The 17,143-nt window shown below is 64.2% G+C and carries 17 protein-coding genes; 7 read left to right on the forward strand and 10 right to left on the reverse strand.

Annotated elements, in window-relative coordinates:
* Position 1 precedes the first annotated feature (1 nt).
* Entirely contained in the window at positions 2 to 472 is a 471-nt protein-coding gene (rimM, locus tag Mrose_RS11170) for a ribosome maturation factor RimM (RefSeq protein ID WP_119278255.1), read from the forward strand.
* Positions 473 to 525: 53 nt separating this feature from the next.
* Here the strand turns inward: rimM and pdxH are convergent, their stop codons facing one another.
* The gene (gene pdxH / locus Mrose_RS11175) at positions 526 to 1,161 is read right to left on the reverse strand and encodes a pyridoxamine 5'-phosphate oxidase (RefSeq protein ID WP_119278257.1); all 636 of its coding nucleotides are present in this window, start codon (positions 1,159 to 1,161) and stop codon (positions 526 to 528) included.
* A gap of 19 nt (positions 1,162 to 1,180) precedes the next feature.
* A complete protein-coding gene (locus Mrose_RS11180; RefSeq protein ID WP_119278268.1) occupies positions 1,181 to 1,960 on the reverse strand; it encodes an ABC transporter permease in 780 nt (259 codons plus the stop codon).
* An 83-nt stretch (positions 1,961 to 2,043) separates the two neighbouring features.
* On the opposite strand from Mrose_RS11180, the gene Mrose_RS11185 reads away from it, so the two are divergent.
* Positions 2,044 to 2,658, forward strand: a complete 615-nt coding sequence (locus tag Mrose_RS11185; protein ID WP_119278270.1) for a hypothetical protein — start codon at positions 2,044 to 2,046, stop codon at positions 2,656 to 2,658.
* Between the two features lie 43 nt (positions 2,659 to 2,701).
* On the opposite strand, the gene Mrose_RS11190 is transcribed toward Mrose_RS11185, so the two are convergent.
* Together Mrose_RS11190 and Mrose_RS11195 are read right to left on the reverse strand one after the other, a co-directional pair.
* The gene (locus Mrose_RS11190) at positions 2,702 to 4,303 is read right to left on the reverse strand and encodes an FAD-dependent oxidoreductase (protein WP_119278272.1); all 1,602 of its coding nucleotides are present in this window, start codon (positions 4,301 to 4,303) and stop codon (positions 2,702 to 2,704) included.
* 95 nt (positions 4,304 to 4,398) lie between these two features.
* Positions 4,399 to 5,412: an ABC transporter ATP-binding protein gene (locus Mrose_RS11195; RefSeq protein WP_220452317.1), complete on the reverse strand. Its 1,014-nt coding sequence runs from the start codon at positions 5,410 to 5,412 to the stop codon at positions 4,399 to 4,401.
* A 35-nt stretch (positions 5,413 to 5,447) separates the two neighbouring features.
* On the opposite strand from Mrose_RS11195, the gene Mrose_RS11200 reads away from it, so the two are divergent.
* From Mrose_RS11200 to Mrose_RS11215, 4 genes are all read left to right on the forward strand, one after another.
* A complete protein-coding gene (locus Mrose_RS11200; protein ID WP_119278275.1) occupies positions 5,448 to 7,382 on the forward strand; it encodes a tetratricopeptide repeat protein in 1,935 nt (644 codons plus the stop codon).
* A 35-nt stretch (positions 7,383 to 7,417) separates the two neighbouring features.
* Positions 7,418 to 8,011 carry a hypothetical protein gene (locus Mrose_RS11205; RefSeq protein ID WP_119278277.1) on the forward strand — a complete coding sequence of 198 codons (594 nt, stop codon included), beginning with the start codon at positions 7,418 to 7,420 and terminating at the stop codon, positions 8,009 to 8,011.
* Positions 8,012 to 8,134: 123 nt separating this feature from the next.
* Complete coding sequence (locus tag Mrose_RS11210) at positions 8,135 to 8,758, forward strand: hypothetical protein (RefSeq protein ID WP_147371629.1); 624 nt, start codon at positions 8,135 to 8,137, stop codon at positions 8,756 to 8,758.
* A gap of 71 nt (positions 8,759 to 8,829) precedes the next feature.
* The gene (locus Mrose_RS11215) at positions 8,830 to 9,609 is read left to right on the forward strand and encodes an ABC transporter permease (protein ID WP_119278281.1); all 780 of its coding nucleotides are present in this window, start codon (positions 8,830 to 8,832) and stop codon (positions 9,607 to 9,609) included.
* A gap of 28 nt (positions 9,610 to 9,637) precedes the next feature.
* Here the strand turns inward: Mrose_RS11215 and Mrose_RS11220 are convergent, their stop codons facing one another.
* From Mrose_RS11220 to glnA, 6 genes are all read right to left on the reverse strand, one after another.
* The gene (locus tag Mrose_RS11220; RefSeq protein ID WP_119278283.1) at positions 9,638 to 10,351 is read right to left on the reverse strand and encodes an ABC transporter ATP-binding protein; all 714 of its coding nucleotides are present in this window, start codon (positions 10,349 to 10,351) and stop codon (positions 9,638 to 9,640) included.
* Positions 10,348 to 11,160, reverse strand: a complete 813-nt coding sequence (locus Mrose_RS11225) for an ABC transporter ATP-binding protein (protein WP_119278285.1) — start codon at positions 11,158 to 11,160, stop codon at positions 10,348 to 10,350. Before Mrose_RS11225 ends, Mrose_RS11220 begins: the two co-directional genes overlap by 4 nt.
* Positions 11,157 to 12,530 (reverse strand): branched-chain amino acid ABC transporter permease, encoded by a 1,374-nt coding sequence (locus Mrose_RS11230; RefSeq protein WP_182482776.1) that lies wholly within the window; start codon positions 12,528 to 12,530, stop codon positions 11,157 to 11,159. The genes Mrose_RS11225 and Mrose_RS11230 overlap by 4 nt, the downstream gene beginning before the upstream one ends.
* Positions 12,527 to 13,489, reverse strand: coding sequence for a branched-chain amino acid ABC transporter permease (locus tag Mrose_RS11235; RefSeq protein ID WP_119278287.1), 963 nt, complete (start codon positions 13,487 to 13,489; stop codon positions 12,527 to 12,529). The genes Mrose_RS11230 and Mrose_RS11235 overlap by 4 nt, the downstream gene beginning before the upstream one ends.
* A gap of 364 nt (positions 13,490 to 13,853) precedes the next feature.
* Positions 13,854 to 15,017 carry a branched-chain amino acid ABC transporter substrate-binding protein gene (locus tag Mrose_RS11240; protein ID WP_119278288.1) on the reverse strand — a complete coding sequence of 388 codons (1,164 nt, stop codon included), beginning with the start codon at positions 15,015 to 15,017 and terminating at the stop codon, positions 13,854 to 13,856.
* A 252-nt stretch (positions 15,018 to 15,269) separates the two neighbouring features.
* Complete coding sequence (glnA, locus tag Mrose_RS11245; RefSeq protein ID WP_119278290.1) at positions 15,270 to 16,604, reverse strand: type I glutamate--ammonia ligase; 1,335 nt, start codon at positions 16,602 to 16,604, stop codon at positions 15,270 to 15,272.
* A gap of 216 nt (positions 16,605 to 16,820) precedes the next feature.
* Between glnA and Mrose_RS11250 the strand changes: the two genes are divergently transcribed.
* On the forward strand, positions 16,821 to 17,143 hold a 323-nt coding region (locus tag Mrose_RS11250; protein WP_147371630.1), incomplete at its 3' end, for a glutamine synthetase.

Raw genomic sequence — 17,143 nt, forward strand, 5'->3', positions numbered from 1 at the left:
CATGAAGCGCGTGGAAGTCGGGCGGCTGGGCTCGCCCTATGGGCTGGGCGGGGCGATCAAGTTTCGTGGCGAGCCGGTGGTGGCCGAGCTCGAGCGCGTCTACATCGAGGGGCTGGGCTACCGGGCCATCGAGGAAGCCTACTACCTGGGCGAGGAGATCGTGCTCGAGCTGGTGGGGGTAAACACGGTGGAAGCCGCCCGCGCGCTGTCCGGGCGGGCCGCCCTGGCCGACCCGGAGGAGTTGCCTGAACTCGAGGAGGGCCAGTTTTACTACTTCCAGCTCGTCGGGCTGCCGGTGCTGGTGAACGGCGAGCCGGTTGGAGAGGTCGTTGACGTGGACGACGCGGGGGCTCAGGACGTGCTGGTGGTGCGAATCGGAAACAAGCGCCACCTCATCCCCCTACAGGCTCCTTACGTCAAGGCCAGCGCGACCCAGATCGAAGTCGAACCCATCCCAGGCTTGCTGGAGTAATACCAGATTCGGGCAGCGAAGCAACCCGACCGTATATCGGCTATCGACGTGTTTCAGGGTGCCAGCCGCTCGATCCGCCAGCTCTGATCGGGCTGAAGGCGGTAGGCGAAGCGGTCGTGCAGGCGGTTGGTGCGCCCCTGCCAGAACTCGAAGTAGTCGGGCTCGAGGCGGTATCCCCCCCAGTGTTCGGGGCGGGGGATACGTTCGGGGTACTGGCGCTTGAGGGCGGCGATCCGCTCCAGCAGCCACTCGCGTGAGGGGATGGGTTCGCTCTGCGGGCTGCAAGCTGAACCGGCCTGGCTCTCGTAGGGACGGCTGGCGAAATAGGCGTCGGACAACTCGGGCTCCAGCCGTCGCACCCGGCCTTCGATGCGGATCTGGCGCTCGAGTTCGGGCCACCAAAAACCCAACGCGGCATAGGGGTTGTGCTCGAGCTCGCGCCCCTTGCGGCTGCGGTAGTTGGTGTAGAACACGAAGCCCGCCGGGGAATAACCGCGCAGCAGCACCACCCGGCTGCTGGGCCTTCCATCCGGGCCAACCGTGGAAAGGGTCATGCCGTGGGGCTCCTTGAGATGGGCGTTGAGGGCGGCCTCGAGCCAGTGCGAGAACTGGGTGAGGGGGTCGGGGGAAAGGTCGGAAAGCTCGAGGCTGCCCTTGGTGTACTCGTAGCGCAATTTCTCGATGTCCACGAGAGGCAATTTACTGCCTCTAGGCCCCCATGCCCGAGAACTGCCTGAGCCCTTTGCGCCACAACCAGCGGTTGAGAGCCAGGAAAATCACGCTCCAGACGCCCAGTACCGCGAAGCCCTGGGCTAGGTTGACCGGGATACCCGCCAGGATCGAAGCCGGGAAATAGACCAGGTAGGGGAAGGGGGTGAGCGAGGCGATTTGCCGCACGGCTTCAGGAAAGACGTCGAGTGGGGCGATGAGACCGGAGAGAAAGAGGTAGAGGATGAACCAACCCTCCTCGATGGCCGCCGCCCGCTCGATCCAGAAGGACAGCAGGGCAAAGGTGTACTGCATCAAAAAGCGCAGCAGGAAGGCGGCCAGCCCCATCAGGATGCCCAGCAGCAGGTCGCCCCACTCCGGCACAAAGCGGACCGGAGGGTAGATCAGCAGGAAAAGCCCTACCAGCACGAGCGCGAAGGGAAAACGGGTGATGCGCTCGGCCAGGTGAGCCATCAGGTGTTCCCAGTAGGGGTCGATGGGCCGCAGCAGCTTGAAGGAAAGCCGCCCCTGCACCACGTCCTGCTCGAACTCCCAGATCACCCACACCACGCTGAGCTGCCGCACGATGAACACGCACAGGAAGTAGCGGGCGAACTCCTGCGAGCTGAGCGCGAAGGAACCGCCCTCGGCGGCCTGGGTCCACACTCCCATCAAAATCAGGGGTAGGGCCGTCGCAAGGGCCCACAAGAACACCTCGGCGCGGTACTCGAGCATCAGCGCGATCTGGGCTTGCAGCAGGACCCTGAGCTTGCGCCCCATCGCCTCAATCCTAAGCCAAAGACAAACTCGCCTCCACTCGTCGGTGGACGATGGCCCCGGCCCGGCGACTTATCATTAGGCCCATGCAGCAGATAATTCGGAACTACTACGCCAAGGCCCTGGCCCGTCCCGGCATACCCTGGCTGGTAGTGCTCGGAGCGTGCGTGCTCGAGGCCATCGCTTTCGGGTTGATGGTGCGCCAGTTCTACCTGGCTCTGCCGCATGGCCAGATAGAACTCTACCGCCAGATCTTCGGTGAGTTTTTGTCCCGCGTGACCACCTTCGCCTGGGTACCCTTCGTGTTCATGCTCGTCGCGGGCTTTGACAACAAGCCCTTCGCGGTCTTTGCCCACAGCAGCCGGCTGTTGCTGGTCTTCGCGCTGCTCTTGCTGGTATGGGCCTGGCTTTTCCCCGTGCCCATCGCCTGGCCTCTCGACCTCGACAAGAAGGCTTCGCTCGTCACCTTCGACCAGAACTACCGCCAGCTCGTCAGCAGCCCCGGTTATCTGACGTTCCGGCTGGGGGTTCCGCTGGTGCTGCTCGCGCAGGTGCTCTCGAGCTACATCGGGCTTCAGGTCGCCGGGGCCTATCCCAACAACGCTCGCTGGGCAGTGGTCATCACGGCGGCCATCATCGTGATGGGCGTGCTGATCAACCCCCAGCAAAACCCCTTCGCGCCGGAGTTTTGGGGCCCGTGAAAAATTGGCGTTAGGCGCTGGGCGTATTGCGTACGACAATCCGTCAAATCGCGCTGGTAAGCAGCTTCAGGGCCTGCTCCTGCTGCTGCCTCGAGACCTCGCTGCTCCAGCCGAGTTCCTGCGCCATCAGCTCACTCACGCGGGGGAGGACTTTCTGAGCGGCCTGCTGGTCGAGGAAGGCCAATCGGGTGCGGCGGGCCAGGAAGTCCATGGGGGTCAGGGCCATCTCGTGGCGCACGGCGTAGCGCACCTCGGCCTCGAGGTAGGGGTAGCCCTCGAGCAGCGGGGTGGGGCGGCCCTGGGCCAGCTCGAGCACCCTGGCAGCCCGTGAGCCGTAGGTGCGGTGCAGGTGAGCGGCAGTAGTGGGGTCCAGGCCGTAGTTGCGCTCGAGCAGCAGCACTCCGCCATACAGGTCCAGACCCTCGGCTCCCACCAGCGGCAGGCGGTCGGTCTGGCTGGGGCGCGGCTCGAGGCCCCAGACGCGGGCGGCGTAGGCCACCAGGTCGAGGGCCATCTTGCGGTAGGTGGTCCACTTGCCCCCGGTGAGGGTCAGCAAGCCGGAGGGGCTCTGCTGGATGAGGTGGTCGCGGGCCAGCCGGGCAGTGTCGGCCTCGGGGCGCGAGACCAGGGGGCGCAGCCCCGACCACGCCGAGCGCACTTCCTCCCGACCTATGCGCCCTAAGTAGGGCTCCACCTGGCGCAGGATGTAGGCGATCTCGCCCTCGCTCACGCCGGGGTGGTCGCTGGGCTGGGCGGGGTCGTCGGTGGTGCCCACCAGGGTGTGCCCCAGCCAGGGCAGCACGAACACCACCCGCCCGTCCTCGGTCCTGGGGATCAGGAGGCCCGCCTGGGGCGGGCTGTACTTCCCGTCCAGGACGATGTGGACCCCCGAGGAAACCTTCAGGAGGGGAGGGGCGTCGGGGTCGTCGAGGCGGCGGATGGCGTCGCCGAAGGGGCCAGTGGCGTTGACCACCACGCGGGCTGTGACCTCGAGCTCCCGCCCACTGAGCCGTTCGCGCACCACCGCCCCGCGCAGCTTGCCCTCCTGCTTGAGCAGCGCGGTCACCTCGGCCTGGTTGAGCACCACCGCACCCTGCTCGGCGGCGGTCAGAGCCAGCGAGACGTTGAAGCGGGCATCGTCGAACTGGCCGTCCTGGTAGGCCACCGAGCCCACCAGGCCGCTGCTGCGTATCTTGGGAAAGGCCTCGAGCGTCTGCCGGGCGGTGAGGTAGCGAGACATCGCGAGCCGGCCCTTCCCGGCCAGCAGGTCGTAGAGCTTGAGGCCGAACCAGTAGTAGGGCACTTCCCAAAACTTGTACAGCGGCGTCAGCAGCCACAGCGGGCGGGAGAGGTGGGGGGCGATGCGTAGCAGAGTAGCCCGCTCGTGCAGCGCGTCGCGCACCAGGTTGAGTTGCACCCGGTCGAGGTTCTTGACGGCGAGTTCGAGGTAGCGCACCCCGCCGTGGATGAGCTTGGTGCTGCGGCTGGAGGTGCCTTCGGAGAAGTCGAAGCGCTCCACCAAAGCCACCCTGAGCCCGCGGCTGGCCGCTTCCAGCGCCACCCCGCAGCCGGTTGCCCCACCGCCGATGATCAGGAGGTCGAAATTTTCCCGCTCGAGCCGTTCGATGGCTTCTGCCCGGTTCATCGTTGACATCTTACTGTGACCCACTAAAGATTTTAGACCCCTGGAAAAAGTTCCCCTGAGCCACGTGGCTATCGGCGACTTCCGCGAGAAGTCTTTCATTTCCTTTCGTTCCCTCCCCAGGCCACTTCGCCCTGAGCGAAAACCTGGGAGATCACTTCCTCCACCGGGGGCTCGCGCACCTCGAGATCCTCCACGCTCAGCTCGCGCAGCATCTGGCCTACCGCACCCACCAGCTCCTCGCGCCGCAGCAGCAGGCGGGCTTCGAGGCCTTGCAACTCGCGCACCTCGCCGTAGCGCTCGAGCTCGGCCTGGGAGAGGGGGCGGTTGAGCTTGAGCACCACCTCGCGGTAGGGCGCGAAGCGCTCGAGCAACCCCGAAAGCCCTCCGTCGTAGATCAGCCGCCCCTGGTGGATCATGATCACCCTGGGGCATAGCGCGGTGATATCGGCCATGTAGTGGCTGGTGAGTAGGATGGTGGCCTGGTAGCGGCGGTTGTACTCGCGCAAGAACTCGCGCACCGAGGTCTGGGCGTTGACGTCGAGGCCCAGCGTGGGTTCGTCGAGGAAGAGCACCCTGGGCCGGTGCAGCAAAGCTGCCAGCAGCTCGGCCTTCATGCGCTCGCCCAGCGAGAGCTTACGCACCGGCTGGGTCAGCCTCTCCTGCAAATCCAGCAGCTCTGCCAGCTCCCCCACCCGACGCCTGAGCTCAGCGTCGGGGATGTCGTAGACCGCGCCGTTGACCCGGAAGGAGTCCCAAGCGGGCAAATCCCAGATGAGCTGCTGTTTGTTGCCCATCACCAGCGTAATCTGCCGCAGGAAGGCCGCTTCGCGCCGGAAAGGCTCGAAGCCCGCCACCTGCACCTCCCCCTCGCTGGGGTGGATCAGCCCGCTGAGCAGCTTGAGGGTGGTGGTCTTGCCCGCCCCGTTGGGGCCTAAAAACCCCACGATCTCGCCGGGCTCGAGGCTGAAGGATACGCCCTTGACCGCCTCCACCATGCGGTACTTGCGGCGGAAGAAGTGCTCGAGGGTTCCCTTTAGCCCCGGTTCCTTGAGGGCCACCGGGTAGCGCTTGACCAGATTTCGTGCGGTGATTACGGCCACTCCAGACAGTGTACCGGGAAATCGAAGGCTGTTAGCATGGGGCCATGCCACGTTGGGCTGTATGGCTGCTGATCCTTTGCTTATGTTCGGGCTGGGCCAAAGGGCTGGTTTTGCCCTTCGAAGGCCCCGGAGGCAACGCCACGGCCCAGGCTTTCGCCCGGAGCCTGGGAGTAGCCCCGCCCTCGCTGGCGGCCCTGCTCCTGCCCGACCTGCCCTGGGAGGGCAGCTACGAGCGGGTGACGGGCAGCCTTTACACGCCGGGCGGGGCCCGGCTGGCGCTCGAGAGCACCCGCGCCGAGTGGGTATTGGTGGGCCAAACCGGGGAAAAGGGCGAGCTGGCGCTGTTCCTCGCCACGCCCAAGGAGACGGCCACTGCCCGCTTCACCCAGCCCCGGCTGGCCCTGCGCTGGCTGGGCAGCCGCCTGGGCCTCAAACCCGGCCCCTTCGAACCCGACCCGCGCCAGGAGCAGGATTTGGCCAGGCTGGCGCAGGGGGAGCTCGAGGGCGTGAGTCGTTTCCCCGTGCCCAGGGCCCTCTACGAGGCGGCGCTGGTCCTGGCCAAGAGCGGGGAACTCAAAGCCAGCCTCGAGCCCCTGCCCCGGCCCCTCGTCGAGTTCTGGACCGGGCTTGCGGCGGGGAAGCTGCTGCCGGCCTATGAGGCCATGTTCGACCTGCAGGAAAACCGCACGGCACTGGCCCAGAGCCAGGCTCGCAAACTGGCCCAGGGCAACGCCCTCGAGCGCATCGCCGCCGTGATGGTGCTGCAAGCGGGCAAAGACCCCTCCTGGCGGGCGGTGGCGCGGGGGCTCAGCGAATACGCCCCGGAGATCGCCTACGGCTGGGAACAGCGGGGTTTTGCCGCGCTGGACGAGGACAGACCCGACGAAGCCGCTCAGGCCTTCTCCAGGGTCCTCGAGCTGCTGCCTAAAAACCGCTCGGCTTGGACGAATCTGGGCTGGGCACAATACCTCAGGGGGGATAAGGCTCGCTCGCTGCGGGCCAGCCTGCAATCGCTTCGCCTGGGCACCGACCCCACGGCCATGTACAACCTGGGTCTGGTGCGCGCCCTCTACGGCGACTTCGTGGGAGCCAGGGCAGCCTATACCCGTGCCCTCGAGAGCGACGAGGAGGGGATCTATCGCCTGGCCATCGAGGACTTGCAGAACTCCGGCGACGCCCACATGAGCTACTGGATGGGTTTCCTGGCCGAGCGGGTGGGCCTGCTCGAGCAGGCCAAGGGGTACTACCGGGCCTTTCTGGAGGCCAACCCCAAGCACCCGCTGGCGGGGTCAGCCCGTCGGGCCCTGGCGCAGGAGGGAAAGCTCGAGGTGCGGCTCGTGGCCCTGCTCCTGCGCCCCGACGGCCCCGACGCCAGGCCCTTTCGCGCCGGGGAGGTGCTCTTCCCCCAGGTCCGGCTGGTGGGCAGCCCCTACCTGAGCCAGCAACCGCTTTCGGTGCGCCTGCTCGACGCCCAGGGCGGGGCGCTGGCCCAGGCCAGCAAGAAGATCGCCTTCCGGGCTTTCACCACCGAACTCGAGGAGCTAGCTCCAGGGGTCAAGCTGCCCGCCGAAGGGCGCTACGTGCTCGAGGTGCGCTACGGCGAGGCCGTAGTCCGTCAGCCGCTGGAAGCCCTGCCCGCCAGCCTGGCCCGCCAGCTCTACGTGCTGGGATTGGAGCCGCGCGGCTCCAACGGGATGCCCCTGCTCGAGGTGGCCGAACTGCTGGGGCTGGAGGGCGACAGGCTGCTGCTGCAAAAGCTCGAGGCCGAGTTCAAGGCCGCTGCCCCAACCGCGGCCCTCAACCCCCGCCTCTCCCAGCCCCTCAAGGCCGGTCCCTACGCGGGTCAGAGCGTCGCGGAATTGCTGCGCAAGGCCGAGCGTAGGGTGCTCGAGGCCTTCTTGCGAGCCGCCGTGCAAAAACCCCAACTGTTGGGGGAGAACGACGTGGTCAATGCCTTTGTAAACTGGGTGCAGAAGTAAACACCTGAAGCCTCGCCAGACCCCTACCCCGCCTGATGCGTGTACTCAGCCTACTCTTCCTCCTTTCCCTCGCCGCGTTCGTCTACTTCCGCAACGCGGCGGCCCAGCCCATCGCCCGACCTCCTGGGGTTCTATGTCCTCTGGCCCCCCTCCAAAGCGTCCAGGACCTGCCTCCAGCCTTCGAGCACAAGGGATACCGCATCGAGCCTCTGGCCCGCTTCGCCCTCGAGGCGCGGGTGCTGGGCAAGCGGCTTTACCGCTACGACCGCGGAGCCAGCCTAGCCCCCCTAGACCTCGTGCTGGGCTGGGGCCGCATGTCCGACAGCCGGGTGCTGGAGAAGATTTCCATCAGCCAGTCCAATCGCTTTTACTTCTGGTACACCGCCAACTCCCCCATCCCCCTCGAGGAAATCGCCCTCAGCAGCGCCAACATGCACATGATCCCCGCTACCGAGGACCTCGAGCGGCGCCTCAAGCAGCTCAGGATTGGAAACATCGTGCGCCTGCGTGGGTACCTGGTTCGAGTCAGCGGATCCGACGGCTTTTACTGGCAGTCCTCGCTCACCCGCAGCGACACCGGCAATGGAGCCTGCGAGTTGGTGTGGGTGGAGGAGTTGGCGGTACGCTGATTGCTTTTTGTGCCGCCGAGGCCCAGTCGAACTATGTACTTCGTTCAAGGAGCGTGGGAGTAACGATCATAACGGTCAAATTGCCCCTTCGAGCGGGATCGTGCGTCTATGCTCAAGAGCAAGATGCACAGCACGGTAGCCACCAAACAACGTGACCAGCTACGCGAAGCAGTCGTCTTGAGGGACGAAGGCCTGAGGCTTCAGCGCGACATGGCCGAGATGGGTCGGGTGCAGCGGGAAATGGCCGAGCAACTCGCCCAGGGCAAGCCCCTCGACGTCTCGGTATTGGAGATGCTGCGCCAGGGTACCAGCAACTTTGAGGCCTGGTGGGGCAAGGTCCAGCGCCTGCTGGGACGCGAGGACCTGGAGAAAAACCTGCCCAAGACCCTCGAGGCCCTCGAAGCCTACCAGCGTCGGCTCGAGGAGGCCGCTACCTGCGAGGTGGCGCTGGGCATCCTCGAGCGGGTGAGCGCCATCGTCCACCACGGGCCGGAGGAAATGCCCACCCTGACCCAGCTCCAGATGGACGTGCTGGAGCTGGTGCGTAGCATCACCCACAACCCCAGCGTCACCCCGACCGTGCAGGCCCTCGCCGCGGGAACCCACCCCTACGTGCGGCTGATTCACTTCCTGCAACCGCAGGACATGAGCGACGAAGAGTGGGAGCAGACCTACCAGAGCTTGCGCGAGTCTCTTGGCCGCGAAATCGCCGTAGCAGCCGCCAGGGGGCGGCTCGAGCTGACTTGATATGCGCCGATGGCCGATGAAGGGCAAGACGCCCGACGCCAGGGGGCGTAAGGCGCAGTAGACTGCAAGCGATGCGGTATCTGAGGGTACTGGGGCGCTTCTGGGGCAGCGCCATCGCCGCCGAGATGGAATACCGGAGCAACTTCTTCCTGGCCACGCTCTCGGCCATCGGGTTGCTGATCGGGAGCCTCTTCGGCCTATCGCTGCTGTACCAGGGCGGCTACCGCCCTGGAGGCTGGCGGCTCGAGGAAGCCCTGCTGGTGCTGGGGGCTTTCACCGTCTTGCAAGGTCTGGCCGGGACGCTCTTCCAGCCCAACCTCAACCGCATCGTGCTGCAGGTGCAGCAGGGCACGCTGGACTTCGTGCTGCTCAAGCCGCTAGACAGCCAATTCTGGCTATCGACCCGCATGTTCTCCCCCTGGGGTCTGCCTGACCTGCTTTTGGGGCTGGGGGTGTGGCTCTACGCCGGGGCCAGGCTGGGCTTCGGGCCGCTCGAGCACCTCGCTGGGCTGACCTTCCTGGGAGTGGCAGGCTTCATACTCTACGCGCTGTGGTTCATCCTGGGCACCACCAGCATCTGGTTCGTCAAGGTGGGCAACACCACCGAGGTGCTGCGCTCGCTGCTCGAGGCCGGTCGCTATCCCATCCAGGCCTTCCCGGCCATGTACCGCCTGTTTTTCAGCTTCGTGGTGCCGGTGGCCTTCCTCACCACCGTTCCCGCCGAAGTTGCTTTGGGCCGGGCCAGCCCGAACACGCTGCTGTTGGCCCTGGGACTGGCGCTGGGGCTCTTCGCCTTCTCCCGCTTCTTCTGGCGGCTGGCGCTCAGGAGCTATACTTCGGCCTCGAGCTGAGTGAGGTCGCCCTGGTCCCTTTGGGAGGCTAATGACCGCCCAGGTAAGCCGCCTGCACCTCGGGCGTGGCCGCGAGCTGGGCGGCGGGGCCGCTGAGGGTCAGCTCGCCGGTTTGCAGCACGTAGCCCCGGTGGGCGATCTGAAGGGCGATGCGGGCGTTCTGCTCGACGAGCAGGATGGTCTTGCCGGACTTGTTGAGGCTCTGAATGGTCTCGAAGATGAAGTCCACCAGCACCGGAGCCAGGCCCATGCTGGGCTCATCCATCAGCAGCAGCTTGGGGTCTTGCATGAGCGCTCGAGCAATCGCCAGCATCTGCTGCTCGCCACCGGAGAGGGTTCCGCCCTTCTGGCTTCGGCGCTCGTAGAGGCGGGGAAAGAGCTGGAAGCCGATCTGCTTGCGCTCCTCGACCACCTTCTTGTCTCTCAGCAAGTAGGCGCCGATCTCGAGGTTCTCCTCCACCGTGAGGCGGGGGAAGATGCGCCGCCCCTCGGGGACGTGGCCGATGCCCATCGCCACGATCTGCTCAGCAGAGACGCGCTGGATGGGCTTGCCCTGGTAGAGCACCTCGCCGCTGCGGGCTTTGACCATGCCGCTGATGGTGCGCAAGGTGGTGCTCTTGCCCGCGCCGTTAGCCCCAATCAGGGTCACGATCTCGCCCTCGTTGACCGTCAGCGAGATGCCTTTGAGGGCGTGGATGTGGCCGTAGTAGGTGTGGATGTTCTTCAGCTCGAGCAAGCTCATGCCTGGCCTCCAGCTTGCTCCGCCGCTCCTTTGCCCAGGTAGGCCTCGATCACGCGGGGGTTGCTGCGGATTTCAGCCGGCAGGCCCTCGGCGATCTTGGAGCCGTACTCGAGCACGGCGATGCGGTCGGAGATGCTCATGACCATGCTCATGTCGTGCTCGATGAGCACGATGGTCAGGCCCAGTTCCTTGCGCAGGCGGCGCACGTCTTCCTTCAGCCGGCTGGTCTCCTGCTCGTTCATCCCGGCGGCGGGCTCGTCGAGGAAGAGCAGCTTGGGCTCCAAGGCCAGCGCACGGGCGATCTCTAAGCGGCGCTGCTCGCCGTAGGGCAGGCTGGTGGCGAGTTCGCCCGCGCGGCGGGCCAGGCCCATGTAGTCGAGCAGTTCCATGGCCCGTTCCTTGGCTTTGCGCTCGGCCTCGAGGTGGCGCGGAGTGCGGAGAATGGCGTCGAGGTAGCTGCTGCGGGTATGGACGTGGTGCCCGATGAGCACGTTCTCGAGCACCGTCATAGCGGCGAAGAGCCGGATGTTCTGGAAGGTGCGGCCAATTCCGTGGGCCGCCACCTTATCCGGCGACATGCCGGTGATGTCCTTGCCGAAGAAGCGAACGCTTCCTTCGTCGGGCTCGTAGATCCCGGTGAGCAGGTTGAAGAAGGTGGTCTTCCCCGCCCCGTTGGGGCCGATCACCGAGAAGATCTCCCCTGGCTTGACGGTAAGGCTCACGGCGTTGACCGCCTTGAGGCCGCCGAAGCTCTTGGAGACGGACTGCACCTCGAGGGCGCTGGCAACTGCCGTTGCTGTAGCAATCATCGCTGCGCCTCCTTGGCTTCTTCAATCTCGAGCTGGTGGCGGCGCTCGGGAATGAGCCCCTGGGGCCTGAAGATCATCATCAGCACCAGGATCACCCCGAACACCAGCCGTTCGTATTTGGCTGGCTCGACCTGGCTGGGCAGGCTAAGCACTCCAGCCTGGCGGAGGTTGTTGAGGTATTCGGAGAAGCTCTTGAGGATGTCGGTGTTGATGGCCGTCAGGGCCGCCGCCCCGAGGATCACCCCTGGAATCGAACCCATGCCCCCCAGCACCACCATGCCCAGGATGGTGATGGAGGCCAGCAGGGTGAAGGACTCAGGGCTCACGAAGGTGCGCTGAGCAGCGAAGATCACGCCCATCGCCCCGGAGAAAGCCGCGCCGGTGGCGAAAGCCAGCAGCTTGGTGCCCAGCATAGGGATGCCCATGGCCTTAGCAGCAGTTTCGTCCTCGCGGATGGCGATCCAGGCCCGTCCAAAGCGGGAGTTACCCAGGTTGATGTTGACGAGGACCACGATGCCGATGATCACCAGTACCAGCAGGTAGAAGAAGAACTGGTAGTCGGTGCGGGCGTCGAGTTCAACGCCGATGCTGCTCATCAGGCTGTGGAACCAGCCGATGTCCGGGCGCGAGACCGGCGTGATGCCCTGCGGGCCGTTGGTGAAGTTGACCGGGTGGTCGAGGTTGTTCGCCAGTACGCGCACCACCTCGCCCAGCCCCAGCGTCACGATCGCCAGGTAGTCCCCGCGCAGGCGCAGGGCAGGCAGACCAATGAGCAGGCCGGTGATGGCGGTGGTGATGATGGCGAGGGCCATGAAGAGGTAGAAGTAGTTGCCGGGGAGAGGGAAGCTGCCGGAGAGGAAGTTCGCCGCCTGTGGCGATCCGAAGATGGCCCAGGTGTACGCCCCGATGGCGAAGAAGGCCGCGTAGCCCAGGTCCAGCAGCCCTGCCATACCCACCACCACGTTGAGGCCCAGGGCCATGGCGGCGTAGATCCCGATCTGGATGCCCAGCTCGAGGAAGAAGGTGTTGTTGAACCCAGCAATGGGAACCGAGACCAGTAGCACGGCGATGCCCAGCAAGGCCTTGATCCAGCGCGGCACGCCAGGGATGGTGATCAGCGCGACCAGCACCGCCACCAAGCCGTAGAACAGGATGTTCACACGCGGCACCTGAGACAGCGCCAGCGTGAAACCCAAGGCCAGCAAGGCCAGCGCGCCTGCACGCACGCTCATGCTGGGCCTGAGGTAAGCAGCCAGCACCACACCCACCAGGCCCAGCGCACCGGCCAGGGCTCCCGGCACATACCACAGCAGCGCCAGCGAGAGCAGCGCCAGCCCCAAAACCACGATATTGGCCGTTTGGCGGTTCATACCTTCTCCTTGACCACCTGGCCCAGCAGACCCTGCGGACGGAACAGCAGCAGCAGGATCAGGATCAGGAAGGCGATCACGTCCTTGTACTCCGTGCCAAAGTTACCCCCGGTGAGGGTGGGCAAGTAGGTGCCCGAGAGCGTCTCGAGCTGCCCCAGCACCAACCCTCCTACCATGGCCCCCGTGATGTTGCCGATCCCCCCCAGCACAGCAGCGGTGAAAGCCTTCAGGCCCGGAAAGAAGCCCACATAGGGGTCAATGGTGCTGTACTGCACGGCAAACAGCACCCCGGCCACCCCCCCCAGCGCTCCCCCGATCAAGAAGGTGCGGGAGATGATCACGTCGGGGTTGATGCCCATCAGACGAGCGGTGCTCATGTCCTGAGCCACGGCGCGAATGGCGGTGCCTAGCTTGGTGCGGTTGACCAGGTAGTTGAGCCCGAAGAGCATCAGCAAGGAGACCAGGATCAGGATCAGGGCCTTATACTGCACGAAGACGGTGAGGAAGGTGAAATTGCCGTCCAGGGGCGGGATCACGCGCATCTGAAGCTTGAACTCGTTGTGCCACAGCCCCTCGATGAAACGCACCACGTCCTGCAGCACGAAAGAGACACCGATGGCCGTGATCAGGGGTACCAGGCGGTTGGTGGTGCCACGAGCCCGTAGCGGGCGGTAGGCCAGTCGTTCGACCACCATCGCCATCAGCCCCGAGATAATGGCTCCCAGCAGCAGCGCCAGCAGCAGCACCACGATGCCGTTGGGGATGGCAGGACCCAGGTAACGGAAGACTTCCACCCCCACCACCGCGCCGATCATGAAGATTTCCGAGTGGGCGAAGTTAATCAGCTCGAGCACACCGTAAACCATGGTGTAGCCCAGAGCGATCATGGCGTAGACAAACCCCAGCAGCAATCCGTCGAAGATCACCTGGGGGAGCAAAGCTACAAGTCCTTCAAGCAAAACGAGCCTCCTTCAGAGACCACAGCACCTGTCAAGTGTGGGTCAGCTTCCCTAAAGAATATACACGGGCAGGGCAAGTTCTTACCCCCACATGCCAGGTTCTGGTGCTCCATGATTATCCCTCTCCTTGGGTGACGTGGCAAAGTCTAAACTCAGGATGAGCAGAGCAAAAGCTAGGTTATAAGGTCCAGGAGTTCAAAATTCTGAATTCTTTAAGCCAGAAAGCGGCTTGGCTTAAAGTTTGCTCCCACGACTCATCTCGCATGATTGGGGGCATCGCACCCCTTGACACCGGCCTACATGCATTTTGTACCACGTCAATAAAAGCGGGTGGCCCGAAGGCCACCCTTTAGATTTGGAAAGTTTATCGAGGAGCCGCGATCGAAACCTTCTTCAGCAGCTTCTGTTCGGCGTACTTGCCGGTGTCGAGGTGGATCACGAAGTAGTCGGCCACCTTGATGTCACCCTTGGAGTTGAACTCGATCTCCCCGGTCAGGCCCGAGAGCTTGACCAGACGCACCCGCTGGGCAACCAGCTGGCGGCTGGGCTTCTTGCCGCCGCTCTGCTTGATGGCGGTCTCGATGGCGCTGATGATGACGTTGGCCGCATCGTAGGCGTAGACCCCGAAGCCCTCGGCGTTCTTGCCGAACTTGGCGCGGAAGTCCTGGGCGAACTTGGCGGCCTTGGGGAACTGGCTGATGGGCCCGGCGACGGTGGTGAAGTAGGTGTCCTTGGCCGCATCGGCGCCCGCCAGGCGCTCGTACTCGCTGGCGTCGAGCCCGTCGCCACCCAGGATGGGCACGCGGATGCCACGCTCGCGAAGCTGCTTGGCGAAGGGGCCAACCTGGTCGTAGATGCCACCGAAGTAGATCAGATCGGGGCGGAAAGCCTGGATCTGGGTGATCAGGGTGGCAAAGTTGCTCTTCTCCTCGGTGCCCACGAAGGCGCTGTTGGGGATTTCAGCCCCCAGGGCCAGGGCCCGCTTGCGGAAGTTCTCGGCCAGGCCCTGACCGTAAGCAGTCTTGTCGTGGATGACGAAAATCCGCTTGGCCTTGAGGTCCTTCACGGCGAACTCGGCACCCGCGGGACCCTGCACGTCATCACGACCGCAGATGCGGTTAACGTTGGACAGGCCACGGTCGGTCACGCGGGGGTTGGTGTTGGCCGGGGAGACCATCACCAGGTTGACGCGGGCATATACCTCCGAGGAGGGAATGGCCACGCCCGAGTTGAGGTGGCCCACCACGCCCAGGATGTCAGGGTCGTTGATGATGCGGTTGGCGTTAGCCACGCCGGTGTCGGGGTTGGCCTGGTCGTCATAGGGGGCCAGCTCGAGCCGGAACCCCAGCTTCTGGAAGCGGGCCTGCGCCTCCTCCACGGCGAGTTGTGCGCCCAGCTTGATCTGTTCACCCAGAGCAGCCTGGCCACCCGAAAGCGGGGATTGTGTGGCGATTTTGATCACGTTGGACTGAGCCGAAGCCAGTCCGAGGGCAAACACGCCCAAAGCGACGATGCCGAGTCTCTTCATCCGATCCTCCTGATTCCACGCCAATAGCGGCGACTGGTTGAGCACTACTGGCGAGGCCATTCTACACAGGCTCATCGCGTTTTTGTCAACGAGATTGTAATGTTAGTAACATCTTGTACCAAGAGATGCCAATGGTCGATAGCCGATGGCCAAAGGCTAAAATGCACCTAGTCAATAAGGCAAGGGGGATATCCACGAGCCACCCGCTCTCGACCCTCGACACCTCCTGGCTATCGGCTAAGACTCACTGCTTCAGTACTCAGCCAGGTACTGGTCAAGTTCCCACTGGTGCACCGCGCTGCGGTAAGAGTTCCACTCGATCTGCTTAGCCCGCAGGAACTGCTTGTACAGGTGATCACCCAGAGCCCCGCGGATGACCTCGTCCTTTTGCAGCGCCTCGAGGGCCTCGCGCAGGGTGCCGGGCAACTCACTTACCTTGTGCTTGCGCCGGTCGCGCACCGAGAGCTGGTAGATATTGCGCTCGATGGGGGGTGGCGGGAGTTCCTTCTTCTCTATGCCATCCAGGCCAGCAGCCAGGATCACCGCCAGGGCCAGGTAGGGGTTGCACGAGGGGTCGGGGGCGCGGAACTCAGCGCGGGTTCCGATCCCGCGGCGGGCGGGGACCCGAATCATGGCCGAGCGGTTGGAGTCCGACCAGGCGATGGAGGTGGGGGCTTCGTAGCCTGGGGTAAGGCGCTTGTAGGAGTTGACCAGGGGGTTGGTGATGGCCACCATGCCCTCGGCGTGCTCGAGCAGCCCTTGAATAAAGTACAGCGCAATCTTGGAGAGCTTGTTATCGCCCTCGGGGTCGTAGAAAGCGTTCTCACCGTTTTTGAACAACGACAGGTGCATGTGCAGCCCCGAACCGTTGATCCCGGCGATGGGCTTGGGCATGAAGGTGGCGTGGAGGCCATACTTGAGGGCCACCTTCTTGACCACGAACTTGAAAGTAGTGATGTTATCGGCAGTACGCAGGGCACCTGAGTACTTGAAGTCGATCTCGTGCTGGCCGGGGGCCACTTCGTGGTGGGAGGCCTCGATCTCGAAACCCATCTGCACCAGCACGTTGACCATCTCCCGCCGCGCCTCCTCCCCCTTGTCCAAAGGGGCGAGGTCGAAGTATCCCGCCCGGTCGTGGGTGATGATGCTGGGATCGCCCTCAGGGGTGCGCGTGAAGAGGAAGAACTCGGGCTCGGGACCGGCGTAGAGGTCGTCGAAGCCCATTTTGCGCAGGCGCTCGAGCTGCGCCTTGAGGATCTGGCGGGGATCGCCCTCGAAGGGCCTGCCGTCGGGATAGGCGATGTCGCAGATCAGCCGCGCCACCCGGCCCTGATGGCTGCTCTCGAGCTCTTCGGGAAAGACCAGAAAGGTGCTGTAGTCGGGCTTGAGCAGCATGTCCGCCTCTTCGCTGCGGGTGAAGCCTTCGATGGTCGAGCCGTCGAACATCACCTCGCCGTCAAGCGCCTTCTCAAATTGCGAAGCCGGGAGTTCGACGTTTTTGTTCACCCCCAGGATGTCGGTGAACTGCAAGCGCAGAAAGCGCACCTCCTGTTCACGCAAAACCTGCAAGATGTCGGCTTTTGTCATGACAGTCTCCAGCATAGCGGCCCGGCCTCACGGGCTACCGTGATGATGGTTGCAAAAATCATGGCACAATGAACATTTTATTCAGTACGATTTGCACAAATTTGGCCAATATTTACTCAAATTTCACCCCAAATTATATCTATCGTACTTTATTTCGTTGACACTTGGCAAACATCAGGGGTATACTTCGGCGAGATTCTCGGGAGGTGAGGTCGGGTGTTCAAAGACGTCAAAGCGCTCGTGAAGTACCTCGAGGAAAACGGCATTAAATACGTCGACCTGCGCCTTTGTGACGTTCCAGGGCGCTGGCAGCACTACACCAAGCCTGCCCGCGAGTTCGACGAGGGCATCTTCGAGAACGGTTCGGGCTTCGATGGCTCTTCGCTTCAGGGGTTCCAGGCTATCCAGGAATCGGACATGCTGCTCAAGCCCGACCCCACCAGCGCCTTCGTGGATCCATTCTTCGCCGAGCCCACGCTGGTGGTTCTGTGCGACGTGTACATTCCGCCCATCCACACCCCCAAGCCCACCCCCTACCC

Origin of the sequence: Calidithermus roseus, assembly GCF_003574095.1 — a bacterium.
Taxonomy (GTDB): domain Bacteria; phylum Deinococcota; class Deinococci; order Deinococcales; family Thermaceae; genus Calidithermus; species Calidithermus roseus.